The 26,832-nt window shown below is 39.9% G+C and carries 23 protein-coding genes, 2 tRNA genes and 3 rRNA genes; 26 read left to right on the forward strand and 2 right to left on the reverse strand.

Annotated elements, in window-relative coordinates:
• Positions 1–5: 5 nt before the first annotated feature.
• The gene (gene def, locus ACN0NP_RS06170) at positions 6–620 is read right to left on the reverse strand and encodes a peptide deformylase (protein WP_024344800.1); all 615 of its coding nucleotides are present in this window, start codon (positions 618–620) and stop codon (positions 6–8) included.
• Between the two features lie 66 nt (positions 621–686).
• Positions 687–1,331 carry a cyclic nucleotide-binding domain-containing protein gene (locus tag ACN0NP_RS06175; RefSeq protein WP_423216984.1) on the reverse strand — a complete coding sequence of 215 codons (645 nt, stop codon included), beginning with the start codon at positions 1,329–1,331 and terminating at the stop codon, positions 687–689.
• Positions 1,332–1,422: 91 nt separating this feature from the next.
• Here ACN0NP_RS06175 and ACN0NP_RS06180 point away from each other — a divergent pair, with 91 nt between their 5' ends.
• The 26 genes from ACN0NP_RS06180 to ACN0NP_RS06305 all read left to right on the forward strand — a co-directional run bounded on the left by ACN0NP_RS06180 (position 1,423) and on the right by ACN0NP_RS06305 (position 26,757).
• Positions 1,423–2,586 carry an MFS transporter gene (locus ACN0NP_RS06180; protein WP_039697731.1) on the forward strand — a complete coding sequence of 388 codons (1,164 nt, stop codon included), beginning with the start codon at positions 1,423–1,425 and terminating at the stop codon, positions 2,584–2,586.
• 157 nt (positions 2,587–2,743) lie between these two features.
• The gene (rpsO, locus tag ACN0NP_RS06185; RefSeq protein ID WP_003063161.1) at positions 2,744–3,013 is read left to right on the forward strand and encodes a 30S ribosomal protein S15; all 270 of its coding nucleotides are present in this window, start codon (positions 2,744–2,746) and stop codon (positions 3,011–3,013) included.
• Between the two features lie 449 nt (positions 3,014–3,462).
• Positions 3,463–6,144: a bifunctional acetaldehyde-CoA/alcohol dehydrogenase gene (gene adhE, locus ACN0NP_RS06190; protein WP_033151777.1), complete on the forward strand. Its 2,682-nt coding sequence runs from the start codon at positions 3,463–3,465 to the stop codon at positions 6,142–6,144.
• Between the two features lie 344 nt (positions 6,145–6,488).
• Positions 6,489–6,719 carry a GlsB/YeaQ/YmgE family stress response membrane protein gene (locus ACN0NP_RS06195; protein WP_020916090.1) on the forward strand — a complete coding sequence of 77 codons (231 nt, stop codon included), beginning with the start codon at positions 6,489–6,491 and terminating at the stop codon, positions 6,717–6,719.
• Positions 6,720–6,935: 216 nt separating this feature from the next.
• Complete coding sequence (gene pnp / locus ACN0NP_RS06200) at positions 6,936–9,107, forward strand: polyribonucleotide nucleotidyltransferase (protein WP_423216985.1); 2,172 nt, start codon at positions 6,936–6,938, stop codon at positions 9,105–9,107.
• Between the two features lie 36 nt (positions 9,108–9,143).
• Positions 9,144–9,893, forward strand: a complete 750-nt coding sequence (locus tag ACN0NP_RS06205) for an SseB family protein (protein WP_024344803.1) — start codon at positions 9,144–9,146, stop codon at positions 9,891–9,893.
• 13 nt (positions 9,894–9,906) lie between these two features.
• Positions 9,907–10,524, forward strand: coding sequence for a serine O-acetyltransferase (gene cysE / locus ACN0NP_RS06210; protein WP_033151773.1), 618 nt, complete (start codon positions 9,907–9,909; stop codon positions 10,522–10,524).
• Positions 10,525–10,553: 29 nt separating this feature from the next.
• Complete coding sequence (gene cysS, locus ACN0NP_RS06215; RefSeq protein WP_423216986.1) at positions 10,554–11,900, forward strand: cysteine--tRNA ligase; 1,347 nt, start codon at positions 10,554–10,556, stop codon at positions 11,898–11,900.
• Positions 11,893–12,294: a Mini-ribonuclease 3 gene (locus ACN0NP_RS06220; protein WP_003067681.1), complete on the forward strand. Its 402-nt coding sequence runs from the start codon at positions 11,893–11,895 to the stop codon at positions 12,292–12,294. Before cysS ends, ACN0NP_RS06220 begins: the two co-directional genes overlap by 8 nt.
• Positions 12,295–12,355: 61 nt before the next feature.
• The gene (gene rlmB / locus ACN0NP_RS06225; RefSeq protein WP_024344805.1) at positions 12,356–13,105 is read left to right on the forward strand and encodes a 23S rRNA (guanosine(2251)-2'-O)-methyltransferase RlmB; all 750 of its coding nucleotides are present in this window, start codon (positions 12,356–12,358) and stop codon (positions 13,103–13,105) included.
• A gap of 46 nt (positions 13,106–13,151) precedes the next feature.
• Positions 13,152–13,664 (forward strand): NYN domain-containing protein, encoded by a 513-nt coding sequence (locus ACN0NP_RS06230; RefSeq protein WP_021141627.1) that lies wholly within the window; start codon positions 13,152–13,154, stop codon positions 13,662–13,664.
• A gap of 159 nt (positions 13,665–13,823) precedes the next feature.
• Positions 13,824–14,684 carry a DegV family protein gene (locus ACN0NP_RS06235; protein ID WP_423216987.1) on the forward strand — a complete coding sequence of 287 codons (861 nt, stop codon included), beginning with the start codon at positions 13,824–13,826 and terminating at the stop codon, positions 14,682–14,684.
• Between the two features lie 118 nt (positions 14,685–14,802).
• Positions 14,803–15,432 (forward strand): helix-turn-helix transcriptional regulator, encoded by a 630-nt coding sequence (locus tag ACN0NP_RS06240; protein WP_423216988.1) that lies wholly within the window; start codon positions 14,803–14,805, stop codon positions 15,430–15,432.
• A gap of 220 nt (positions 15,433–15,652) precedes the next feature.
• Positions 15,653–16,099: a 50S ribosomal protein L13 gene (gene rplM, locus ACN0NP_RS06245; RefSeq protein ID WP_003067669.1), complete on the forward strand. Its 447-nt coding sequence runs from the start codon at positions 15,653–15,655 to the stop codon at positions 16,097–16,099.
• A 22-nt stretch (positions 16,100–16,121) separates the two neighbouring features.
• A complete protein-coding gene (gene rpsI, locus ACN0NP_RS06250; protein ID WP_003067667.1) occupies positions 16,122–16,514 on the forward strand; it encodes a 30S ribosomal protein S9 in 393 nt (130 codons plus the stop codon).
• Positions 16,515–17,073: 559 nt separating this feature from the next.
• Positions 17,074–18,621: ribosomal RNA gene (locus tag ACN0NP_RS06255) — 16S ribosomal RNA — on the forward strand.
• A 54-nt stretch (positions 18,622–18,675) separates the two neighbouring features.
• Positions 18,676–18,748: transfer RNA gene (locus tag ACN0NP_RS06260), tRNA-Ala, on the forward strand.
• A 146-nt stretch (positions 18,749–18,894) separates the two neighbouring features.
• A 23S ribosomal RNA gene (locus ACN0NP_RS06265) occupies positions 18,895–21,794 on the forward strand.
• A gap of 85 nt (positions 21,795–21,879) precedes the next feature.
• Positions 21,880–21,995: ribosomal RNA gene (gene rrf / locus ACN0NP_RS06270) — 5S ribosomal RNA — on the forward strand.
• The 16S, 23S and 5S rRNA genes sit together here with 2 tRNA genes alongside, the layout of an rRNA operon.
• Before the next feature lie 5 nt (positions 21,996–22,000).
• Positions 22,001–22,074 (forward strand) — tRNA-Asn (locus tag ACN0NP_RS06275).
• A 145-nt stretch (positions 22,075–22,219) separates the two neighbouring features.
• Positions 22,220–22,696: a sigma-70 family RNA polymerase sigma factor gene (locus ACN0NP_RS06280; RefSeq protein ID WP_423216989.1), complete on the forward strand. Its 477-nt coding sequence runs from the start codon at positions 22,220–22,222 to the stop codon at positions 22,694–22,696.
• 199 nt (positions 22,697–22,895) lie between these two features.
• Positions 22,896–23,162, forward strand: a complete 267-nt coding sequence (locus tag ACN0NP_RS06285) for an ACT domain-containing protein (protein WP_021141631.1) — start codon at positions 22,896–22,898, stop codon at positions 23,160–23,162.
• Between the two features lie 11 nt (positions 23,163–23,173).
• Positions 23,174–24,511, forward strand: coding sequence for a PFL family protein (locus ACN0NP_RS06290; RefSeq protein WP_024344742.1), 1,338 nt, complete (start codon positions 23,174–23,176; stop codon positions 24,509–24,511).
• A gap of 197 nt (positions 24,512–24,708) precedes the next feature.
• Positions 24,709–25,413, forward strand: a complete 705-nt coding sequence (locus tag ACN0NP_RS06295) for a histidine phosphatase family protein (protein ID WP_074534140.1) — start codon at positions 24,709–24,711, stop codon at positions 25,411–25,413.
• Positions 25,397–26,170, forward strand: a complete 774-nt coding sequence (locus ACN0NP_RS06300; protein ID WP_423216990.1) for a M15 family metallopeptidase — start codon at positions 25,397–25,399, stop codon at positions 26,168–26,170. The genes ACN0NP_RS06295 and ACN0NP_RS06300 overlap by 17 nt, the downstream gene beginning before the upstream one ends.
• A complete protein-coding gene (locus ACN0NP_RS06305; RefSeq protein ID WP_423216991.1) occupies positions 26,167–26,757 on the forward strand; it encodes a glycoside hydrolase family 73 protein in 591 nt (196 codons plus the stop codon). Before ACN0NP_RS06300 ends, ACN0NP_RS06305 begins: the two co-directional genes overlap by 4 nt.
• The last annotated feature ends 75 nt before the right edge of the window (positions 26,758–26,832 follow it).

Consider the following 26,832-nt stretch of genomic DNA (forward strand, 5'->3'; position numbering starts at 1 on the left):
TTAGTTTATTCAACAATTAGCATGCCATCTTTAACGGCAAATGGATTTTTTTCATTGATGCGGTCGTAGAACATGATACCGTTTGTGTGGTCGATTTCGTGTTGGACAACGATTGAGTTGTAACCTTTAAGTTTGATACGGTGTTTTTCACCGTTTTTGTCGAAGTATTCAACAGTCACACGTGAATGGCGAACAACGTATCCTTCAACGACACGGTCAACAGACAAGCAACCTTCACCATCAGCAAGGGCAGCGTCTTGAACTGAGTGAGCAACAACTTTTGGATTGTACATAACTTCTTGCAAGCTGTAAGCTTCTTTTGGTGGGTTACCATCTTTGTCTTCCATATTTGGAACAAGAACGGCAATGATTCGTTTTGAAACGTTCAATTGAGGTGCTGCAAGTCCAACACCACCGCGCAAGCCCATTTTTTCAGCAGTTACAGGATCTTGTGAATTTTTTAAGAACTGCATCATTTTTTCACCCAAAATGATTTCTTCATCAGATAAAGGGAATGTGACGTCGTCACAAACTTGACGCAAAGTTGGGTGACCTTCGCGAATAATATCATTCATATTGATTAAATGACTTGGTTTTGCTAGTTTTTCAATAACTGACATAGTTTCTCCTCTAATTATTCTATATAACACTATAGCATAAAAATGCTTAACGAGAAAGTTATTGGCTTAGTTAGTAATCTTCAAGTCGATAAGTTTCTTCATATTTTTGATATAATAATAGGGGCGACGTTTTTCGATGATTCCTGAATCGATGAATTCGTGAATCACGCGAAGTAAGTGGCGATAGCTGACGCTAAATGAATCAGCAAGACTGGTTAATTCTAGTCTGAAGACTCCTTTGTCTTCGACAGCTAGGATGTGTGTTGCAAGACGTTCTTTAAGCGTGTAGTTCAGATTTGTTGAGGCACGGATATTTTGCTCGTAAAGTGATTGTGCGAGCCCTTTGCTGAGGTTTAAAAGCAAGTCATTATCAGCTAACAATTCGTCGCGGATTCCTGTTAGAGGAAGTTGGATAACCAAGGTATCTTCAAGTGCAACGACTGAAGATACGATAGGTTGATCTGTTAGCAATTCAATATCTCCGATTAAAGTTGGTTTTTCTTTAATATCTAAAATGTGTTCTTTGCCGTTAAATAAACGTCGAACGATTTTTAGTTTTCCTTTAGCAAAGTAAGAGAGTGCTGTTAAAGCTTCTCCTTGGTGACAAATCGCATCTCCAGCAGCTAGCTCACGGATTTGTAATTTGTCAAAATAGTGCTTGGGAAAGATTCTTTCAAGTTGATATTCTTGAATATATTTTTCTAAAGTCACACAGACCTCCTTTGTTGTGACATAAGTCCTATTTTTATACGCTAACTTTGATTATACTGGATTTGATGAAAAAAACAAGTAAGGAGTTTCTATGAAAACACTTTTGGAGAAATTTAGTCTCCTATCTTTATCTTTAATGCTGATTTCGACGTTATCTCCGTCGACAGCTTTACCGCAAATGATTACGACTTTTGCTAAGCAAGGTTATGCTTCAAGTCAAGTTGAATTTCTATTTTCAATGTCATCATTTGTTATTTTAGCAATGCTTTTGCTTAATCCGATTATTGACCGATTCCTTTCTGAGAGAGCTAGTATTATTCTTGGTTTACTTTTGGTCGCATTTGGCGGAAGTATGCCAGTTCTTTTGCACAGCTATTCATTAGTAGTTGTCTCACGTATTTTACTTGGTATTGGTATTGGTCTAATCAATTCTCGTGCGATTAGTATCATTAGTGAAACTTATGTTGGCAATGAACGTGCTCAAATGTTGGGACTTCGTGGTTCATTTGAAATCATTGGTAATGCCCTTTTAACAGTAATTGTAGGTTTCATTGTAACTCTTGGTTGGACATGGACATTTAGCGTTTATCTATTTGCCTTGCCAATTCTTGCGTTTTATCTTATTTTTGCTCCAAAACCTAACGTTGAAGTAGAAGAAGTTCAGCACAGTGAGACTCGTGCTAAATTTAGCAAAGAAGATATTTTATATATTGTTGGACTATCATTATTGGCTGGATTTGTTATTAACATTAACAGTGCAAACAGTTTACGTATTCCAGTGATTGTTGACCAATTACATCTTGGAAGCCCGCGTCAAGCTAGCTTAATCTTGAGTGGTATGATGCTTATGGGAATTCTTTCAGGAATTTGTTTTGAGGGATTACTTGGTCGCTTTAGCAAAAACTTGATTACCATTTCAATGCTTCCATTTGCTCTTGGTCTTTTTATGGTAGGATTTGCTAATAATCTTTGGATTATGCTACTTGGAGCAATGTTATCAGGTTTCTGGTATAGTATTGTGGTGACATGTGTCTTCAGTGACGTTTCAAATAACATCTCACCTCAATTGATTGGAAATGCGACAACACTTATTTTGATTTTCTGTAACCTTGGTGGTGCTAGCTCAGCTATTGTCTTAAATCTCTTCTCACAATTTAGCCCACAACCAGGATTTGCCTTTGTCATTTACGCGGTTATCAGTTTGATTATTTGCTTAGGTTTGATTGTAAAAACACGTTTTTCAAAGAAAAATTAATTTGTGTTAAAGTCTTGTTAAATTAAGGGAAAACCTTTGACAAAACTAGATTTAATCTGCTACAATAAGGACTGTCGTAAGACAAGTAACTTCTTCTTGGTCGTAGGATCCGCCAAAAACCTACCACTCGGATGAAGCAATATAAAGGAGAAAAATTATGGCAATCTCAAAAGAGAAAAAAAATGAAATCATCGCTCAATACGCACGTCACGAAGGTGACACAGGTTCAGTTGAAGTTCAAGTAGCTGTTCTTACTTGGGAAATCAACCACCTTAACGAACACATCAAACAACACAAAAAAGACCACGCAACTTACCGTGGTTTGATGAAAAAAATCGGTCACCGTCGTAACTTGTTGGCATACCTTCGCCGCACAGACGTTAACCGTTACCGCGAATTGATCGCATCACTTGGTCTTCGTCGTTAATCTGACGCAAAACCAAAGAAAAACTTCTTGGAATTTCCAAGAAGTTTTTTTGTTTTCTTTGAAAATAATTTTTAATGAAAATGAGCTTTTGAATAATGTGAAAATATAAAAGTGATAAAAATATTAGTTTAAAAGGAAAACAGTCACTTTTTCTTGTATCCCCTTACATTGCTTTTGTAACGAAAATGAAAAAGCTTACAAAAAATACTTGACTTTTTTTGAAAAAGGTTTAATATAGTTGGTGAAGAATATCACAATGATATGATGATTAAAGAATTTAACTTTTGATTTTGTGTAGTTTATGTAAGGAAGAAGACCTCAAATAATGACGTTGAGTTTTGGAATTTCAGACTATACAGTCGTGTTTTTATTTAAGTATCAATCATTAATATAGTTCTTCTTAAAAAATGAGGCACTTATTTAAGGGTACTTATAAGGAGGTTTTCTTAATGGCTAAAGCAACAAATGCAGATGTAAAGAATAACGAGTTGAGCGCAGAAGAATTAGCTCAACAGTACACAGGAGCTCTTGTCGAAAAAGCTCTTGAAGCTGAACGTGTTTATGCAACTTATTCACAAGAACAAGTTGATAACATTGTCGCAGCTATGGCTCTTGCAGGTTCAGAAGCTTCACTTGAATTGGCAAAAGAAGCTCATGCAGAAACAGGTCGTGGTGTCGTTGAGGATAAGGATATTAAAAACCACTTTGCTACTGAGTACGTTTACGAACGTATTAAAAACGAAAAAACAGTAGGTATTATTGGGGAAGATAAAGTTTCAGGAAGTATCCAAATTGCAGCACCACTTGGTGTCTTGGCTGGTATTGTTCCAACAACTAACCCAACTTCAACAACAATGTTCAAGATTTTGGTTGCGTTGAAGACACGTAATGCAATTGTATTTGCCTTCCACCCACAGGCGCAAAAATGTTCAGCACACGCAGCACAAATTCTTTACGACGCTGCTGTTAAAGCTGGTGCACCAGAAAACATTGTTCAATGGATTGAAACACCATCTCTTGCAAACACATCAGCATTGATTCAAAATCCGAAAATTGCTTCTATCTTGGCAACTGGTGGACCTGGTATGGTAAATGCCGCTCTTAAATCAGGTAACCCATCAATGGGTGTTGGTGCTGGTAACGGTGCTATCTACGTTGATGCAACAGCTCACGTTGACCGTGCAGTAGAAGATTTGTTGTTATCAAAACGTTTTGATAATGGTATGATTTGTGCCACAGAAAACTCTGCAGTCGTTGAAGCTCCTATTTACGATGAATGGCTTCAAAAAATGCAAGACAAAGGTGCTTACCTTGTGCCTAAGAAGGACTATAAAAAAATCGAAGACTTTGTCTTCAATGATCGCCATGGTGTTAATGGACCAGTGGCTGGTATGCCAGCGACTTGGATTTGTGAACAAGCTGGCGTGAAATTACCAGAAGGAAAAGATGTTCTCTTGTTTGAACTTGACAAGAAAAACATTGGTGAAAAACTTTCTTCTGAAAAACTTTCTCCACTCCTTTCAGTTTACAAAGCTAAAGATCGTAGCGAAGGTGTTGAAATTGTCGAAGCACTTCTTGACTACCAAGGTGCAGGACACAATGCTGGTATCCAAATTGGCTCTCAAGCAGATCCATTTGTTGCTGAATACGGAGATGCCGTAAAAGCATCACGTGTCTTGGTTAACCAACCAGATTCAGTCGGAGGTATCGGTGATGTTTACACAGATGCACTTAAAGCTAGCTTAACACTTGGAACAGGATCATGGGGGAAAAATTCATTGTCACACAATCTTTCAACTGGCGATCTCTTAAATGTTAAGACAGTTGCCAAACGTCGCAACCGTCCTCAATGGATTCGCCTACCAGAAAAAACATACTATGAAAAAAATGCTATCTCTTACTTGCAAGATGAATACGAACCAATGCAACGTGCTTTGATCGTTGCTGACCCAGGAATGGTTCAATTTGGTTTTGTTGATACTGTTCTTGCTCAATTAGCATTGCGTGATGAAAAAGTTGCAACATCAATTTACGGTACTATCAAACCAGACCCAACACTTGGTCAAACAATTGAAATTGCAAAACAAATGCGTGATTTCAAACCTGATACAGTTATTGCAGTCGGTGGTGGTTCAGCACTTGATGCGGCTAAAATTGCACGTTACATCTATGAATACTCACTTGACCAAGAAGCTGATTTCCTTGACAGCTATGAAAATGTCAGCGAACTCTTCTTACGTTTGCAACAAAAATTCATTGATATCCGTAAACGTATCGTGAAATTTAAACATCAAACAGCAACTCGTCTCTTCTGTATTCCAACAACATCTGGTACTGGTTCAGAAGTAACACCATACGCTGTTATTACAGATGACCACACTCATGTTAAATATCCTTTGACTGACTATGAATTGACTCCACAAGTTGCTATCGTAGACCCAGAATTTGTTATGACAGTGCCAAAACGCACAGTTGCTCTATCTGGTCTTGATACTTTGTCACATGCCCTTGAAGCTTATGTTTCAGTTATGGCATCTGATTTGACTCGTCCATGGTCACTTGAAGCTATCAAGTTGGTTATCGAAAACTTGGAAGATTCATATAACTATGATCCAAAACACCCAACACTTCGTGGTGAACAAGCGCGTGAAAATATGCACTACGCAGCAACACTTGCTGGTATGGCCTTCTCAAATGCCTTCCTAGGTATTAACCACTCAATCGCACACAAAACTGGTGGTGAATTTGGTCTTCCACATGGTCTAGCTATCTCAATCGCTATGCAACACGTTATTCGCTACAATGGTGTGGCTGGAAATGTAAAACGTTCAGTCTTCCCACGTTATGAAGAATATCGTGCACAACGTGACTACGCTGATATCGCTCGTAGCCTTGGTCTTAAAGGTAAAGATGATGCAGCGTTAGTTGAAGCACTTTGCGAACGTATTGATGCTTTGATGAAAGCAGTTGATGTTGACCCTCGTCTTTCTGCAAATGGTGTTACCAAAGAAGCCTTTGACGCAGCTGTGGATAAATTGGCATCACTTGCTTACGATGATCAATGTACACCAGCAAATCCACGTCAACCATACATTTCAGAATTGAAACAATTATTGATTGATATGTTCTAAGAAAAACTGAAAAGATTATTGTTGATATATTTAGCAGTCAATTGTCAATAGCTCATTAATTTTCAGACTCAAAAAACATATCTAGTCTTGAATTTTCAAGCTCGAGAAAAAACAGTCCCCCGGACATAACTCGCCTTTGAATTTTCAGGCTCGTGAAAAAACAGTCCCCCGGACATAACTCGCCTTTGAATTTTTAAGCTCGAGAAAAAACAGTCCCTCGGACATAACTCGCCTTCGAATTTTCAGGCTCGTGAAAAAACAGTCCCCCGGACTGTTTTTTTATGCTACAATGTGGGTGTAAAGAAATAGCTAAATATGTCAGATATTTAAAAAAGGAGACTGTTATGATTGGATCATTAATTGTTGGTGCGCTTATTGGGATGATGGCAGGCGCTATCACGAAAAAAGGTGAGTCAATGGGCTGTGTTTATAATATTTTTGCAGGTCTTGTTGGTTCATTCGTTGGGCAAAGTTTATTTGGATATTGGGGACCGACTTTAGCAGATATGGCAATTTTACCTTCTGTTTTGGGAGCTATTATTGTCATTGCTGTAGTTGATTTATTTTTTGGATAATAGTCTGGTAAATCGTTATAAAGTGAAGCAGTTACTGAGTGGTAGCTGCTTTTTAATGATTCTTAAAAAACTATGCTACAAGCTCTGCTATTTCCTATAAAATGTGATAAAATAATGGAGATACGTGGTTTTATGCAAAGACGAGTTTATAAGTCTTTTACAGACTGGTTTTTGTAGAAAACAGACGTATCAAAATAAAATATTAGAGGAATAAAAATGTCAAAACAAACTTTTGAAACAACGTTTGCAGGTCGTCCACTTGTTGTTGAAATTGGTCAAGTTGCTAAACAAGCTAACGGTGCAGCTGTTATTCGTTATGGTGAATCAACCGTCCTTAGTGCAGCTGTTATGTCTAAGAAGATGTCTACAGGTGACTTCTTCCCACTTCAAGTTAACTACGAAGAAAAAATGTATGCCGCAGGAAAATTCCCTGGTGGTTTTAACAAACGTGAAGGTCGTCCAACAACTGATGCAACATTGACAGCACGCTTGATTGACCGTCCAATCCGTCCAATGTTTGCTGATGGTTTCCGCAACGAAGTTCAAGTTATCAACACTGTTCTTTCATATGACGAAGATGCTAGCGCACCAATGGCTGCGATGTTTGGTAGTTCACTTGCTTTGTCTATTTCAGATATTCCGTTTAACGGACCAATCGCAGGTGTTCAAGTTGCTTACATCGATGGCGAATTCATCATCAACCCATCAGAAGAACAAAAAGAGAAATCTCTTCTCGAATTGACTGTTGCTGGTACAAAAGAAGCTATCAACATGGTTGAATCTGGTGCCAAAGAATTATCAGAAGATATTATGCTTGAAGCTCTTCTTAAAGGTCACGAAGCTGTTCAAGAATTGATTGCTTTCCAAGAAGAAATCGTAGCAGCTGTCGGTAAAGAAAAAGCAGAAGTTGAATTGCTTCAAGTGGATCCAGAATTGCAAGCTGAAATCATTGCAGCTTACAATGCAGATCTTCAAAAAGCTGTTCAAGTTGAAGAGAAAAAAGCGCGTGAAGCAGCGACAGAAGCTGTCAAAGAAGAGGTGACTGCCGTTTATGAAGAACGCTACGCTGACGATGAAAACTACGAAATAATCATGCGTGACGTGGCTGAAATTCTTGAACAAATGGAACACGCTGAAGTGCGTCGCTTGATTACAGAAGATAAAATCCGTCCTGATGGTCGTCGTGTTGACGAAATTCGTCCATTGGATGCTGAAATTGATTTCTTGCCAAAAGTTCACGGTTCAGGTCTATTCACACGCGGACAAACTCAAGCTTTGTCAGTCTTGACTCTTGCACCAATGGGTGAAACTCAAATCGTTGATGGTCTTGGTGCTGAGTACAAAAAACGTTTCTTGCACCACTACAATTTCCCACAATTCTCTGTTGGTGAAACAGGACGTTATGGTGCACCAGGTCGTCGTGAAATTGGTCACGGAGCTCTTGGTGAACGTGCTCTTGCTCAAGTTCTTCCAAGCCTTGAAGAATTCCCATACGCTATCCGCCTAGTAGCTGAAGTTTTGGAATCAAATGGTTCATCATCACAAGCATCAATCTGTGCTGGTACACTTGCACTTATGGCTGGTGGTGTGCCAATCAAAGCACCAGTTGCTGGTATTGCCATGGGATTGATTTCAGACGGTAGCAACTACACAATCTTGACAGATATCCAAGGTCTTGAAGATCACTTCGGTGATATGGACTTCAAAGTGGCTGGTACTCGCGAAGGTATTACAGCTCTTCAAATGGATATCAAGATTGAAGGTATCACACCACAAATCTTGAAAGAAGCTCTAGCTCAAGCTAAGAAAGCTCGCTTTGAAATTCTTGATTTGATTGAAGCAACTATCCCAGCTCCTCGTACACACCTTGCTCCAACAGCACCAAAAATTGATACTATCAAAATTGATGTTGATAAAATCAAAGTGGTTATCGGTAAAGGTGGCGAAACTATCGATAAAATCATCGAAGAAACTGGCGTTAAAATCGATATCGATGAAGAAGGAAATGTATCTATCTATTCATCTGACCAAGCTGCTATCGACCGTGCTAAAGAAATCATTGCTGGTTTAGTCCGTGAAGCTAAAGTTGGTGAAGTTTACCACGCTAAAGTTGTTCGTATCGAAAAATTCGGTGCATTTGTAAACCTATTTGATAGAACAGATGCCCTTGTTCACATTTCAGAAATCGCTTGGACACGTACAGCAAACGTTTCAGATGTTCTTGAAGTTGGCGATGAAGTAGACGTTAAAGTCATTAAAGTTGACGATAAAGGTCGTGTCGATGCTTCAATGAAAGCTTTGCTACCACGTCCACAAAGAGCTGAAAAAAATCACGAACACAAACACAATTCACCATTTGGTGGACATCTACGTGATCACAAAGAATAAGCATTTTAGTTGTAATTTATAGTTTTGGAGTTTATGATGACAAATATCAACGAACTTGATTTGCGTTTGCGTGCATTTGTAAACGCACCAGATAATTTTTTAGATAGCATTGCTCTTGTCAATGCTTTGCACAATATTCCTGTTTTGGCGAGTGACCAACCTTACGCTCTTGATATTGAAGGGCAAAAGGTTACGCCTGTCTTTTCTGATAAAGAAGATCTTGAAAATTTCAAAGAAGAACAAGACAGTGCCAAAACTCAAAATTGGGTTGAACGTCCAACTTTGGACGTTTTGAAAGAAGTCATTGAAAAAGGATTGACTGGAATTGTCTTTAACCTTAAAAAATCAGGTGATTTTGGCAATTCAACAATTTTTAAAAGCAGTGAATTAATCCAATTTTTAAATGCTTATACAACTATTTTAAATAAACTCATGGGTGAGGAAAATCGTAAGGCTGATACTTTAGATAAGTATTATCTTGTCCCAGCCTTTGTTCACCCACGTGATGATAAAAGCTTTGACCGTATGTTCCCAACGATGTCTACACCTGAAGGAAAAAGTTATGTCCCAGCCTTTTCAAATCTTCAAAGTTTTGCAAAATGGTACAATCACAAAGATTTTGGAACACCATTCCGCAAAGCACAAGGAAGTATTTTGACATGGCGTTTGGCTGATATTTATCAACCAGGACATGGCGAAAATGATATCGATGAAACGGTCGGAGTTGCCATTAATCCGTTTGACAATCAACAAATCTTAGTTGATTGGTCAGAAATTGATGAATAAGAAAGGAGAACATATGGGTTGGTGGAAAGAAAGTATTGATATTGTTAAGAAAAACGATCCAGCGGCTCGTAGCTCTCTGGAAATTGTATTAACCTATCCTGGTATCAAAGCCTTGGCTGCGCACCGCATTTCACATTTCTTGTGGAAACATGGCTTTAAATTACTAGCTCGCATGCACAGTCAGTTTTGGCGCTTTTGGACACAAATTGAAATTCACCCAGGTGCTGAAATTGCTGAAGGTGTCTTTATTGACCACGGTTCAGGTCTTGTTATTGGTGAAACAGCCATTGTTGAAAAGGGTGTTATGCTTTATCATGGTGTAACCCTTGGTGGAACAGGAAAAGATGTCGGAAAACGTCACCCGACTGTTCGAGAAGGAGCGCTTGTTTCAGCTCACGCTCAAGTTATTGGACCAATTGAAATCGGTAAAAATTCTAAAGTTGGTGCGGCTGCTGTTGTTGTTTCAGATGTTCCAGCAGATGTTACAGTAGTTGGCGTTCCAGCAAAAGTTGTCCGTGTCCACGGTAAAAAAGATGAGGAAGCAATTCATGATCTTGAAGAACATCGTGAATATTACACTTCAAAACTTGAAGCAGCTTGCTATGAAAGCTTACATTCTTCAAAACTTTAATAATAATACGAAAGATAGGAGGATAGCAGATGACGATTAAAATTTACGATACAATGACGAGAAGTCTTCGTGAATTTGTCCCAATTACAGAAAATACGGTAAATATGTATGTTTGTGGACCAACGGTTTATAACTACATTCATATCGGTAATGCTCGCAGTGTTGTTGCATTTGACACAATTCGACGTTATTTTGAATATCGTGGTTACAAAGTTAATTATATTTCTAACTTTACCGATGTTGATGATAAGATTATCAAAGGTGCTGCTGAAGCTGGCATGGATACCAAAGCATTCTCAGATAAATTCATCGCTGCATTTATGGAAGATGTTAAAGAGCTCGGTGTAGAACCAGCTACTAAAAATCCACGCGTTATTGAATACATGGACGAAATTATTGCTTTTGTCAAAGAGCTTGTGGATAAAGGCTTTGCCTATGAAGCAAATGGCGACGTTTATTTCCGTGTAGCCAAAAGTAAAAACTATGCTAAGTTAGCTAATAAAACCCTAGAAGACCTTGAAGTAGGTGCTAGTGGTCGTGTGGATGGTGAAGGCGACATCAAAGAAAATCCATTGGACTTTGCACTTTGGAAGTCTGCAAAATCAGGTGAAGTTTCTTGGCAAAGCCCATGGGGACAAGGTCGTCCGGGTTGGCACATTGAATGCTCAGTTATGGCGACAAGCATCTTGGGTGATACCATTGATATCCATGGTGGTGGAGCTGATTTAGAATTTCCTCACCACACTAATGAAATTGCTCAATCTGAAGCTAAAACAGGTAAGACCTTTGCAAACTACTGGATGCACAATGGTTTTGTTAATGTTGACAATGAAAAAATGTCAAAATCTCTTGGCAACTTTGTGACAGTTCACGACATGTTAAAAACAGTTGATGGTCAAGTACTTCGCTTCTTCCTTGCAACGCAACAATATCGTAAACCAGTCAATTTTACAGAAAAAGCAGTTCACGATGCTTCTGTTAATCTTAAGTATTTGAAAAATACTTTTACTTTGCCGCTTGGTGAAGTAGCAGATGCAGCTGAACTTGCAAAATTCAAAGCTGACTTTGAAACAGCAATGGATGATGATTTTAATACTGCAAATGGTATTACAGTTATCTTTGACATGGCAAAATGGATTAATTCAGGGAATTATGACCAAACAGTCAAAGATACTTTTGCTAAAATGCTTGCTGTATTTGGCATTGTTTTTGAAGAAGAAGTTTTGGATGCTGACATCGAAGCTTTGATTGCAAAACGTCAAGAAGCGCGTGCAAATCGTGACTTTGCAACAGCCGATGCCATCCGTGACCAATTAGCAGCACAAGGCATTAAATTGTTAGATACCAAAGATGGCGTGAGGTGGACACGTGACTAAGGTAGATGTCAATCTTATCAATGGTATCGCGCTTGCCTTTGAAGGTGATGCTATTTACTCAACTTATATTCGTAAACACTTGATTTTCCAAGGAATGACGAAACCAAATCAATTGCATCGCAAGGCAACTATGTATGTTTCAGCAAAAGCTCAAGCTATGTTGATTAACATGATGCTAGAAGCGCAGCTATTGACTGAAAAAGAAGAAGAAATTTACAAACGCGGCCGTAATACAAACAGTCACACCAAAGCAAAAAATGCAGATGTTGTGACTTACCGCATGTCAACAGGGTTTGAGGCAGTGATGGGATATCTTCATATGACAGAACAGATTGATCGTCTTGAAGAACTCATCGACTGGTGTATTCAAGCTGTTGAAAAAATCGAAGATTAAACTAAAAAATAAAAATAGCCAGTTCTCGCATGAGAGCTGGTTTTCATGTTATAATAGCACTATGAAGAACAAAGATTTTAATGAAGCAAATGACATCGTATATGGTGTTCATGCAGTAACAGAAAGTTTAACGGCTAATACAGGAAATAAACTCTACATCCAAGATGATTTACGTGGAAAAAATGTTGATAAGATTAAAGACTTAGCAGCAGAGAAAAAAGTGTCAATCTCTTGGACACCTAAAAAAACACTTAATGACATGACAAATGGTGCAGTTCACCAAGGTTTTGTGTTACGTGTATCAGAGTTTGCCTACGCAGAATTAGATACTATTTTAGATAAAGCGGCACAAGAAGAAAATCCACTTATTTTGATTTTGGACGGTCTTAATGACCCACACAATTTTGGGTCAATCTTGCGTACGGCTGATGCGACAAATGTAACTGGTGTGATTATTCCAAAACACCGCGCAGTTGGTGTAACACCAGTTGTTTCGAAAACTTCAACAGGTGCAGTAGAGCACGTACCAATTGCTCGTGTGACAAATCTCAGCCAAACTCTTGATAAATTAAAAGAACAAGGCTTCTGGGTATTTGGTACAGATATGAACGGTACACCATCACACAAATGGAATACTTCTGGAAAACTTGCCCTTATCATTGGAAATGAAGGAAAAGGTATTTCACCAAATATTAAAAAACAAGTTGATGAAATGATTACTATTCCAATGAATGGTCACGTACAAAGTCTGAATGCCAGTGTTGCAGCTGCAGTTTTAATGTACGAAGTTTTCCGTCATAAAGTAGACTAAGATTCTTGTAAAGCCAAAAACTAGCCATCTGTGAAAGGACTAGAACATGAAGAAAAAAATCCTCTTAGTTGATGGTTACAATATGATTGCCTTTTGGCAGGAAACACGTCAACTTTTTAAGACAAATCGTTTAGACGAAGCAAGAAATATTTTGCTGCGTAAGCTCAATAACTACGCTCACTTTGAAAATCTTGACATTATTTGTGTTTTTGATGCGCAGTATGTACCAGGTGTCCGTCAGCGCTATGATCAATATAAGATTCAAGTCATTTTCACTGAGGAAGATGAGACAGCAGATTCTTACATTGAACGCACAGCAGCTGAGTTGAATACCCCACGTCACCTTGTGGAGGTTGCGACCAGTGATTTAAATGAGCAATGGACCATTTTTTCACAAGGAGCACTTCGAGTTTCAGCGCGTGAGTTGGAACAACGTGTGAATACTGTTAAGTCTGATTTAGATAAAATGTCAAAGCATATTGATTTAACTACGCCAAAGCTTCGTCCATGGAATGACGGTCAATTGGATAAATTAAAACAACTACTTGATGACATGTAAATGGAAAATTATGCAAATTTTCATGAAAGCTCGCTAAATGCGGGCTTTTTTGTTATAATAAATAAAAAATCATTTGATTATCAAAGTATTTTTAAAAATGATTTTACTGATTAAGCAAAATCTTGTCAAAATCAGGTTTATGTATAAAAAGGGAGAGTTATGACTTTTAAAATAATAACAGATTCAACAGCCGATTTAGATGAAAATTGGGCAAATGAACATGATGTTGAAATTCTTGGGTTGACAATTCAATTAGATGGAAAAATTTATGAAACAGTAGGCCCAGACCGCCTAACGAGTGAAACATTACTTGAAAGCATGAAAAATGGTGGTAAACCAACAACGAGTCAAGTAAATGTTGGGCAGTTTGAAGAAAGTTTCCGTCGTCATGCCACAAATGGTGATGAAGTGCTTTATTTGGCATTTTCTTCAGTACTTTCAGGAACTTATCAAAGTTCAATGATTGCACGTGATTTGGTGCTAGAAGACTATCCAGATGCAACGATTGAAATTGTTGATACTTTGGCTGCTGCTGGTGGAGAAGGGTATCTGTCAGTGTTAGCGGCTGCAGCGCGTGATGAAGGCAAGACACTTGAAGAAACTAAAGCAATGATTGTTGATATCTTACCTCGTTTGCGTACTTATTTCTTGGTTGATGACCTTTATCATTTGATGCGCGGTGGTCGTTTGTCAAAAACATCAGCTATTATGGGAAGTTTAGCCAACATTAAACCTCTTTTGTGGTTGGATAAAACAGGGAAATTAGTTCCTCTAGCTAAAATTCGTGGCCGCAACAAAGCACTGAAAGAAGTTGTTTCTCAAGCGACCAAATCTATCGCTCATAGAACAGCTGTTGTTGCCTATGCTAATGATTTAGAAAGTGCTGAAGCGTTAAAAGAGTCTCTTTTAGAACACGAAGAAATTGATGATGTTCTCATTATGCCACTAGGCCCAGTTATCTCTGCTCACGTAGGCCCTGGTACGCTAGCAGCTTTTACGATTGGAAAAGAAGCAAGATAATTTCCACTTGCCAAACGCATTTGACGGTATGTAAAATGATTTTTACCGTGATGTCAAAGAATTTTGCTGGTATTCTAATTACAAAAGGAAGATAATGGTGGCGAAAGGCGGAAAAAGAATGAACATCAGTGAATTACGAAAACAAGAAAAATTGAGCCAGGATGATTTTGCTAATATTTTTCATGTCTCAAGACAGACTGTATCAAATTGGGAAAATGGGAAAAGCTATCCAGATGTAGAAATGCTGGTTAAAATTAGTGATTATTTTGGCATCTCTGTTGACCAATTAATCAAAAAAGAAACAAAACCAAGTGTTTCAAAAAATTCGGATAAGCAGAAGAAGCTGTGGCCAATGCTTGCTGTGATTGCTACAGTGGTTTGCCTTATCGGAGCATTCTTTTTGTACAACTATAATGTAGAACACTCAGTTAAGTTTTCAATGAAAAAAGATAAGACTTATGGTCAAAGTGTAACTAGTCAAAAAACTTTTGAAGTTGCTAAAGGTTATTTCACATTGCCAGAAGATGAAAAGTTGAATCTTAAAGTAAATGGCATGACAGATGATGGAGATTTACATTTAAGTATTGTTGATGAAAATAACAAGTGTTGTTATCGACTCGATGGTGATGAATTAAAAGATAGCCAAAAACTTTACTTCAAAAAAGGTTCTTATCAAGTTTGTGTTATAGCTGATAATTATCACGAAAAAGTTGTTAGTCTGGACTATAACATGACACTAAACAATTAAACTGGTAAAAAGAGCTAAACACTTTCGCTAGATAAAGAGTATAAAAACACAAAAAAATTATAAAAGATGGTACGTAACTGTTGACTTACTACCACTTTTTTTGGTATTATAATAAACGGTATTGTTTACCCCATTTGTAAGGCCCCGGAACCTTTCAAATAACTCGTGGACCGGAACATCCACACTTTGTAAACAAAAACGAATTCGTATAGGAGAACTCATGAACAAAACAACATTCATGGCTAAACCAGGCCAAGTTGAACGTAAATGGTACGTTGTTGACGCAACAGATGTACCTCTTGGACGTCTTTCTGCAGTAGTTGCTAGCGTACTTCGCGGAAAAAACAAACCAACATTCACACCACACACTGATACAGGTGACTTCGTTATCGTTATCAATGCTGAAAAAGTTAAATTAACTGGTAAAAAAGCAACTGATAAAATCTACTACACTCACTCAATGTATCCAGGTGGATTGAAACAAATCACAGCAGGTGAACTTCGTTCTAAAAACGCTGTTCGCTTGATTGAAAAATCAGTTAAAGGCATGCTTCCACACAACACTCTTGGACGTGCACAAGGTATGAAATTGAAAGTCTTCGTAGGTGCTGAACACACACACGCTGCTCAACAACCAGAAGTACTTGATATCAAAGGACTTATCTAAGAGAGAAAGGAGCATCAATTAAATGGCACAAGCACAATACACAGGTACTGGTCGTCGTAAAAACGCTGTTGCACGCGTACGTTTGGTTCCAGGTACTGGTAAAATCACTGTTAACAAAAAAGATGTAGAAGAATACATCCCACATGCTGACCTTCGTCTTGTTATCAACCAACCATTCGCAGTTACTTCAACTGTAGGTTCATACGACGTTTTCGTTAACGTTGTAGGTGGTGGTTACGCAGGTCAATCAGGAGCTATCCGTCACGGTATCGCTCGCGCATTGCTTCAAGTAGACCCAGATTTCCGTGATTCATTGAAACGCGCTGGTCTTCTTACACGTGATGCACGTATGGTTGAACGTAAAAAACCAGGTCTTAAAAAAGCTCGTAAAGCTTCACAATTCTCAAAACGTTAATCAATACGATTATATCAACGTTTCAAGGCATTCAAGATTTTTATCTTGGGTGTCTTTTTTTGTCTTTATTTAGCAGTGAATTAAGCTTTGAAGGTAGTAATTACGAAGATATATGATAAATGTTCAAAAACTTATAACAGGCGAAACATAACCGAAATTTAACGTTTGAAAAAGAAATGTAAATAAGATGAAAAACTTTTCAAAAAAGTGTTGACAGTGTAGGTTAAGTTTAGTATACTAATATAGCTGTCGCATGAGACAGCAAGAATTCCTAAGAGGTTTAAAAAAACTTTGAAAAAAGTTCTTGACAAAGCCACTTAGAAATGCTAAACTAATATAGCTGTTGTTTGAGAGAGAACGATGGCAATCAGATTTGAAACTTGTTTGAAAAAACTTTGAAAAAGTTGTTGACAACGAGAGTTAAATTTGATAGAATATAGAAGTTGTCTCGAGTGAGACAAAGACCTTTGAAAACTGAACAATACGAACCAAACGTGCGGGTTACGGAAGTAACCTGTCAAAAAACGATAAATCTGTCAGTGACAGAATGAGAACAAGATTAAATGAGAGTTTGATCCTGGCTCAGGACGAACGCTGGCGGCGTGCCTAATACATGCAAGTAGAACGCTGAAGACTTTAGCTTGCTAAAGTTGGAAGAGTTGCGAACGGGTGAGTAACGCGTAGGTAACCTGCCTACTAGCGGGGGATAACTATTGGAAACGATAGCTAATACCGCATAACAGCATTTAACACATGTTAGATGCTTGAAAGGAGCAATTGCTTCACTAGTAGATGGACCTGCGTTGTATTAGCTAGTTGGTGAGGTAACGGCTCACCAAGGCGACGATACATAGCCGACCTGAGAGGGTGATCGGCCACACTGGGACTGAGACACGGCCCAGACTCCTACGGGAGGCAGCAGTAGGGAATCTTCGGCAATGGGGGCAACCCTGACCGAGCAACGCCGCGTGAGTGAAGAAGGTTTTCGGATCGTAAAGCTCTGTTGTAAGAGAAGAACGTGTGTGAGAGTGGAAAGTTCACACAGTGACGGTAACTTACCAGAAAGGGACGGCTAACTACGTGCCAGCAGCCGCGGTAATACGTAGGTCCCGAGCGTTGTCCGGATTTATTGGGCGTAAAGCGAGCGCAGGCGGTTTAATAAGTCTGAAGTTAAAGGCAGTGGCTTAACCATTGTTCGCTTTGGAAACTGTTAGACTTGAGTGCAGAAGGGGAGAGTGGAATTCCATGTGTAGCGGTGAAATGCGTAGATATATGGAGGAACACCGGTGGCGAAAGCGGCTCTCTGGTCTGTAACTGACGCTGAGGCTCGAAAGCGTGGGGAGCAAACAGGATTAGATACCCTGGTAGTCCACGCCGTAAACGATGAGTGCTAGGTGTTAGGCCCTTTCCGGGGCTTAGTGCCGCAGCTAACGCATTAAGCACTCCGCCTGGGGAGTACGACCGCAAGGTTGAAACTCAAAGGAATTGACGGGGGCCCGCACAAGCGGTGGAGCATGTGGTTTAATTCGAAGCAACGCGAAGAACCTTACCAGGTCTTGACATCCCGATGCTATTCCTAGAGATAGGAAGTTTCTTCGGAACATCGGTGACAGGTGGTGCATGGTTGTCGTCAGCTCGTGTCGTGAGATGTTGGGTTAAGTCCCGCAACGAGCGCAACCCCTATTGTTAGTTGCCATCATTAAGTTGGGCACTCTAGCGAGACTGCCGGTAATAAACCGGAGGAAGGTGGGGATGACGTCAAATCATCATGCCCCTTATGACCTGGGCTACACACGTGCTACAATGGTTGGTACAACGAGTCGCGAGTCGGTGACGGCAAGCAAATCTCTTAAAGCCAATCTCAGTTCGGATTGTAGGCTGCAACTCGCCTACATGAAGTCGGAATCGCTAGTAATCGCGGATCAGCACGCCGCGGTGAATACGTTCCCGGGCCTTGTACACACCGCCCGTCACACCACGAGAGTTTGTAACACCCGAAGTCGGTGAGGTAACCTTTTGGAGCCAGCCGCCTAAGGTGGGATAGATGATTGGGGTGAAGTCGTAACAAGGTAGCCGTATCGGAAGGTGCGGCTGGATCACCTCCTTTCTAAGGATAAACGGAAGCACGTTTGGAGTATTGTTTAGTTTTGAGAGGTCTTGTGGGGCCTTAGCTCAGCTGGGAGAGCGCCTGCTTTGCACGCAGGAGGTCAGCGGTTCGATCCCGCTAGGCTCCATTGAATCGAAAGATTCAAAGATTGTCCATTGAAAATTGAATATCTATATCAAATTCCACGATTCAAGAAATTGAATTGTAGATAGTAACAAGAAATAAACCGAAACGCTGTGATTTAATGAGTTTAAGGTCAACAGACCAAAATAAGGTTAAGTTAATAAGGGCGCACGGTGGATGCCTTGGCACTAGAAGCCGATGAAGGACGTGACTAACGACGAAATGCTTTGGGGAGTTGTAAGTAAACATTGATCCAGAGATGTCCGAATGGGGGAACCCGGCATGTAATGCATGTCACTCATTACTGTTAAGGTAATGTAGAGGAAGACGCAGTGAACTGAAACATCTAAGTAGCTGCAGGAAGAGAAAGCAAACGCGATTGCCTTAGTAGCGGCGAGCGAAAAGGTAAGAGGGCAAACCGATGTGTTTACACATCGGGGTTGTAGGACTGCGTTGTGGGACGACAAGATTATAGAAGAATTACCTGGGAAGGTAAGCCAAAGAGAGTAACAGCCTCGTATTCGAAATAGTCTTTAACCCTAGCAGTATCCTGAGTACGGCGAGACACGAGAAATCTCGTCGGAATCTGGGAGGACCATCTCCTAACCCTAAATACTCTCTAGTGACCGATAGTGAACCAGTACCGTGAGGGAAAGGTGAAAAGCACCCCGGGAGGGGAGTGAAATAGAACCTGAAACCGTGTGCCTACAACAAGTTCGAGCCCGTTAATGGGTGAGAGCGTGCCTTTTGTAGAATGAACCGGCGAGTTACGATATGATGCGAGGTTAAGTTGAAGAGACGGAGCCGTAGGGAAACCGAGTCTTAATAGGGCGACTTAGTATCATGTCGTAGACCCGAAACCATGTGACCTACCCATGAGCAGGGTGAAGGTGAGGTAAAACTCACTGGAGGCCCGAACCAGGGCACGTTGAAAAGTGCTTGGATGACTTGTGGGTAGCGGAGAAATTCCAAACGAACTTGGAGATAGCTGGTTCTCTCCGAAATAGCTTTAGGGCTAGCGTCGATGTTAAGTCTCTTGGAGGTAGAGCACTGTTTGATTGAGGGGTCCATCCCGGATTACCAATATCAGATAAACTCCGAATGCCAACGAGATATAATCGGCAGTCAGACTGCGAGTGCTAAGATCCGTAGTCGAAAGGGAAACAGCCCAGACCACCAGCTAAGGTCCCAAAATATATGTTAAGTGGAAAAGGATGTGGGGTTGCACAGACAACTAGGATGTTAGCTTAGAAGCAGCTATTCATTCAAAGAGTGCGTAATAGCTCACTAGTCGAGTGACCCTGCGCCGAAAATGTACCGGGGCTAAAACATATTACCGAAGCTGTGGATACCTTTTAGGTATGGTAGGAGAGCGTTCTATGTGTGATGAAGGTGTACCGTGAGGAGCGCTGGAACGCATAGAAGTGAGAATGCCGGTATGAGTAGCGAAAGACAGGTGAGAATCCTGTCCACCGTATGACTAAGGTTTCCAGGGGAAGGCTCGTCCTCCCTGGGTTAGTCGGGACCTAAGGAGAGACCGAAAGGTGTATCCGATGGACAACAGGTTGATATTCCTGTACTAGAGTATATAGTGATGGAGGGACGCAGTAGGCTAACTAAAGCGTGCGATTGGAAGTGCACGTCTAAGCAGTGAGGTGTGATATGAGTCAAATGCTTATATCTATAACATTGAGCTGTGATGGGGAGCGAAGTTAAGTAGCGAAGTTAGTGATGTCACACTGCCAAGAAAAGCTTCTAGCGTTAATTATACTCTACCCGTACCGCAAACCGACACAGGTAGTCGAGGCGAGTAGCCTCAGGTGAGCGAGAGAACTCTCGTTAAGGAACTCGGCAAAATGGCCCCGTAACTTCGGGAGAAGGGGCGCTGGCTTTAAGTCAGCCGCAGTGAATAGGCCCAAGCAACTGTTTATCAAAAACACAGCTCTCTGCTAAATCGTAAGATGATGTATAGGGGGTGACGCCTGCCCGGTGCTGGAAGGTTAAGAGGAGCGCTTAGCATTAGCGAAGGTGTGAATTGAAGCCCCAGTAAACGGCGGCCGTAACTATAACGGTCCTAAGGTAGCGAAATTCCTTGTCGGGTAAGTTCCGACCCGCACGAAAGGCGTAATGATTTGGGCACTGTCTCAACGAGAGACTCGGTGAAATTTTAGTACCTGTGAAGATGCAGGTTACCCGCGACAGGACGGAAAGACCCCATGGAGCTTTACTGCAGTTTGATATTGAGTATCTGTACCACATGTACAGGATAGGTAGGAGCCTATGAAATCGGGACGCTAGTTTCGGTGGAGGCGTTGTTGGGATACTACCCTTGTGTTATGGCTACTCTAACCCAGATAGGTTATCCCTATCGGAGACAGTGTCTGACGGGCAGTTTGACTGGGGCGGTCGCCTCCTAAAAGGTAACGGAGGCGCCCAAAGGTTCCCTCAGAATGGTTGGAAATCATTCGCAGAGTGTAAAGGTATAAGGGAGCTTGACTGCGAGAGCTACAACTCGAGCAGGGACGAAAGTCGGGCTTAGTGATCCGGTGGTTCCGCATGGAAGGGCCATCGCTCAACGGATAAAAGCTACCCTGGGGATAACAGGCTTATCTCCCCCAAGAGTTCACATCGACGGGGAGGTTTGGCACCTCGATGTCGGCTCGTCGCATCCTGGGGCTGTAGTCGGTCCCAAGGGTTGGGCTGTTCGCCCATTAAAGCGGCACGCGAGCTGGGTTCAGAACGTCGTGAGACAGTTCGGTCCCTATCCGTCGCGGGCGTAGGAAATTTGAGAGGATCTGCTCCTAGTACGAGAGGACCAGAGTGGACTTACCGCTGGTGTACCAGTTGTCTTGCCAAAGGCATCGCTGGGTAGCTATGTAGGGAAGGGATAAACGCTGAAAGCATCTAAGTGTGAAGCCCACCTCAAGATGAGATTTCCCATGATTTTATATCAGTAAGAGCCCTGAGAGATGATCAGGTAGATAGGTTAGAAGTGTAAGTGTGGTGACACATGTAGCGGACTAATACTAATAGCTCGAGGACTTATCCAAAAAAGAAACGAGTCAATATTGACAGCGAGTCGGTTTCTTGTTAGAATATATAGGTATTCAATTTTGATTGGATAATCAATCATAGTTAAGTGACGATAGCCTAGGAGATACACCTGTTCCCATGCCGAACACAGAAGTTAAGCCCTAGCACGCCTGATGTAGTTGGGGGTTGCCCCCTGTTAGATATGGTAGTCGCTTAGCATTTATCCGCCATAGCTCAGTTGGTAGTAGCGCATGACTGTTAATCATGATGTCGTAGGTTCGAGTCCTACTGGCGGAGTCGTAAAGCGGTAGAGAAAGCAGCCTTCGGGTTGCTTTTTTTGTGCTTGTATTCTCATTTGGACATTTTTGTCATGTTCCTTTTTTCTAATCCTTTCTATAATAAGGGTACCTTAATAATAAAAAGGAAAAAGGAGATAGGAACAGTGGATTTTGAAAGCTATTTTGAAACTGTAAAACCAATTATTTTAAAATTAAGACGTCATTACTTTGTGAAATTATGGGATTATGACGACTGGATTCAGGAAGGGCGTATTGTCTTTTTCAAACTACTGCAAGAACATCCTGAGGTTCTGATTAATGAGGGAAGACGCTATACTTACTTCAAGACAAAATTTTCTAATCATGTAAAGGATACCATCCGCCATCAGGAATCCTTTAAACGTAAATTTAATCGTATGCCTTATGAAGAAATAGGTGAGATTAGTCATTGTGTCCCTCAGCTTAATTTTTTTGAAGTGGCAGACTTTATTGCTTACCGAGATAGTTTGTCTCAATTAAAAGCAACTTTAAGCTTAGAAGAGCAAAAAAAGCTAGCAAAAGTAGTCAGAGGGGAACGATTTGAAGGGAAGAAAGCCTTCTTACGCCAAATTGAACCTTACTTTTCTGACTTTAAGCACTAAAAAAGAATCAGTGAACAATCTGATTCTTTTTGTTTTTTACCAAATATTTTTTTATTGTTCGGAATAAAGTTTTAAATATGAAAGATATTCGTAAAAAAACTAAAATAATTCGTTAAAAACGAATTATTTTTTCTGATAAAATGGAATTTTTCAGAAAATTGTGGTAAAATTGAACAAATATTAATTTTGGAGGCTTCTCATGAAAGCAATTATTACTGTAGTCGGAAAAGATAAAGCAGGTATTGTAGCGGGTGTTTCAGCTAAAATTGCTGAATTTGGTTTGAACATTGATGATATTTCTCAAACTGTTTTGGATGATTTCTTCACAATGATGGCTGTTGTTTCATCAGACGAAAAACAAGATTTTACAAAACTTCGTTCTGAATTTGAAGCTTATGGTGAAACTCTAAACGTCAAAATTAACATTCAAAGTGCGGCAATTTTTGATGCCATGTACAATATTTAAGGAGGCTATCTGTGGATATTAGACAAGTTACTGAAACGATTGCTATGATTGAAGAGCAAAATTTCGATGTACGTACGATTACTATGGGAATTTCTCTTTTAGATTGTATTGATCCTGACATCAATAAGGCAGCTGATAAGATTTACAGAAAAGTTGTTGAAAAGGCTGGTTCTCTTGTTGAAGTTGGTGATGAAATTGCTGCTGAGTTGGGGATTCCGATTGTTAATAAACGTGTGTCTGTTACTCCTATTTCAATCATTGGTGCTGCAACTGACGCAACGGATTATTTACCTTTGGCACATGCCCTAGATAAAGCTGCTCATGAGATTGGTATTGATTTTATCGGTGGATTTTCTGCCTTGGTTCAAAAAGGCTACCAAAAGGGTGATGAGATTCTGATCAATTCTATTCCTCGTGCTCTTGCAGAAACAGAAAAAGTTTGTTCGTCTGTGAATATTGGTTCAACAAAATCTGGTATCAATATGACTGCGGTTGCTGACATGGGACGTATTATTAAAGAGACAGCTGAATTATCTGATCTTGGTGCAGCAAAATTAGTTGTTTTTGCTAATGCGGTTGAAGATAATCCTTTCATGGCTGGTGCTTTCCATGGTGTTGGTGAAGCTGATGTTGTCATCAATGTCGGTGTTTCTGGTCCTGGTGTTGTTAAACGTGCTCTTGAAAAAGTTCGTGGTGAAAGTTTTGATGTTGTTGCAGAAACAGTTAAGAAAACAGCCTTTAAGATTACTCGTATCGGACAATTAGTCGGTCAAATGGCTAGCGAACGTTTGGGTGTTAAATTTGGTATTGTTGACCTTTCTCTTGCGCCTACACCAGCAGTTGGGGACTCTGTTGCACGTGTTCTTGAAGAAATGGGACTTGAAGCAGTAGGTACTCACGGTACGACTGCAGCGCTAGCATTGTTGAATGACCAAGTTAAAAAAGGTGGTATCATGGCTTGTAACCAAGTTGGTGGTTTATCTGGTGCTTTTATTCCTGTTTCTGAAGATGAAGGTATGATTGCTGCTGTTCAAAATGGTTCATTGAATCTTGAAAAATTAGAAGCTATGACAGCTATTTGTTCAGTAGGTTTGGATATGATTGCGATTCCTGAAGACACACCTCATGAAACGATTGCTGCAATGATTGCTGATGAAGCTGCAATTGGTGTGATTAATCAGAAGACAACTGCTGTGCGCATTATTCCAAAAGGTAAAGAAGGCGATATGATTGAATTTGGTGGTCTTCTTGGTGCAGCACCAGTCATGAGTGTTAATCATAATTCTTCTGCTGATTTTATTCACCGTGGTGGTCAAATTCCAGCACCTGTTCACAGTTTTAAAAACTAGTTTAGACAATATTTTGATGATAACGGCCTAGGATAGATTTCAAAGACTATCTTAGGCTTTTTCTTTGGGGAGTATATATTTTGAGTGAAGGGGTTTCAAGAAAATATGATATAATAAAGTGGCATTAAAGTCTTTAGACTATTTTTATTTTGTTAAAACTGTCTCTATTTGTTTCTGGTTGATTTAGGAGGAAGCTGATGGAAAAAACAAGATTGTATATTGCTCGTCATGGTAAGACTATGTTTAACACAATTGGTCGTGCTCAGGGATGGAGTGATACTCCTTTGACTGATGAAGGTGAACAAGGTATTAAGGAACTTGGTGTTGGCTTGAAAGATGCTGGTTTGGTCTTTAAAGAAGCTTTTTCAAGTGATAGTGGTCGAACTTTGCAGACAATGGAAATTATATTGCGAGAGTGTCAGCAAGAAAATATTCCTTACACTCGTGATAAGCGCATTAGAGAATGGTGCTTTGGTAGTCTAGATGGAGGCTACGATGGTGAGTTATTTAATGGTGTCTTGCCTCGAGTATTTGACAAGGATATGACAAAGCTAACCTATGAAGAATTGGCTGAAGGGATTTATAAGGTAGATACTGCTGGTTGGGCTGAAACTTGGCCTGTTTTAAGTAAGCGTATTTTAGAAGGATTCACAGCAATTGCTAAAAAGATTGAAGCATCAGGTGGTGGTAATGCCATTGTTGTTAGTCATGGGATGACAATCGGAACTTTCTTGTGGTTAATCGATCCAACTACTCCGCGTGGCTTGGGACTAGATAACGGCAGTATGACAGTTGTTAGCTTTGAAAATGGAAAATTTACTATTGAGTCTATCGGAGATGTTAGTTACCGTCTTCGTGGTAGACAATTATTAGAAGAAAGAAAAGATGAGAAAAAAGCGTAGTTTACCAACCCTAATTGTAGGGTTACTGATTATTGTAATTTTTATTTTTGGAATATTTATTTTTGTCCAAGGCGACCATTTTTCAATGGAAGGAAAAGTTAAGGACGTTTCGATGAGTCAGACGACTTCAACCAGTGTGTCTTCATCTGAAAAGTCTAAGGTAAAGAATTCGGACTTACCTGATGTTTCAACGAAGGATTGGGAGTTGGTTTTGGTTAATCGTGATAATGTCACTCCAGAAATGAATCCTGATTTGACTCAAATTGATAATATTACTGTAGATTCTCGTATTGCTGATAATGCTCGTAGTTTTTTAGCAGCAGCGCAGGCTATTGATGCTAGTGAACATTTAATCTCAGGTTATCGCAGTGTAGCTTACCAAGAGGAGTTATTTAATTCATATGTTTCACAAGAAATGGCAGCTGATTCAAGTTTGACGCAATCGCAAGCTGAAGATTTGGTAAAAACATATTCACAGCCTGCTGGAGCTAGTGAACATCAGACTGGTTTAGCTATGGATATGAGTACTGTAAATTATCTTAATCAAAGTGATGCTGATGTTGTTGAAAAAGTGTCAGCAATCGCTCCAGAGTACGGATTTGTTCTTCGTTTTCCAAAAGGAAAAATGGAGTCAACTGGTGTTGATTATGAAGATTGGCATTTCCGCTACGTTGGTAAGGAATCTGCAAAATATATGACTGAAAACAATTTAAGTCTTGAAGAATATATTGCATTGTTGAAGGAGAACAAGCGATGAAATCTCGATTTTCTCTAGTCCAATTTCTGATTTTTCTTGCTGTTTTGGTATTTGGAATTTTTTCACCATTGTATGCTCATCGTGCTATACCGAATGCTGATAAAGTTGAAAAAGTTTCCTATACTAAGAAAGAATTTTTTGACACAATCGCTCCAAGTGTTCAGGAAGTAGCGAGTGCATATGGTGTTAAACCATCTATAGTGATGGCACAAGCTGCTCTGGAATCTAATTATGGTCGCTATTTATTAGCGTCAAAGTATCATAATTTATTTGCAGTTTCTGCTCAGCCAGGAGATAAGATAATCACTCTTAAGTACAAGCATTATTTTGTCAACGAATGGCAGACTGAAATCGGACAATTTGCGGTTTACAAATCATGGGATGATGCGATTTATGATTACTTTGCTCTTTTAAAGGATGAAAAAATTACTAGTAGCAAAGGAGCTTATGAGCTGATGGTCTCAGATAAAGGGTATAAGAAATTAGCCCAAGCATTGCAAGATATGTCCTTTAGTACTGACCCTGATTATGCGGATAAATTGGTTAAAATCATTGAAGAAAACAACTTAACTTCATACGATAAATAACGAATTAGCACTCTATTAAAAAGAGTGCTAATTTTTTACGCTTTTTCCTTGACACTGTTTTTTAGAGGAGTATAA

Source organism: Streptococcus equinus (genome assembly GCF_049393805.1).
GTDB lineage: Bacteria > Bacillota > Bacilli > Lactobacillales > Streptococcaceae > Streptococcus > Streptococcus equinus.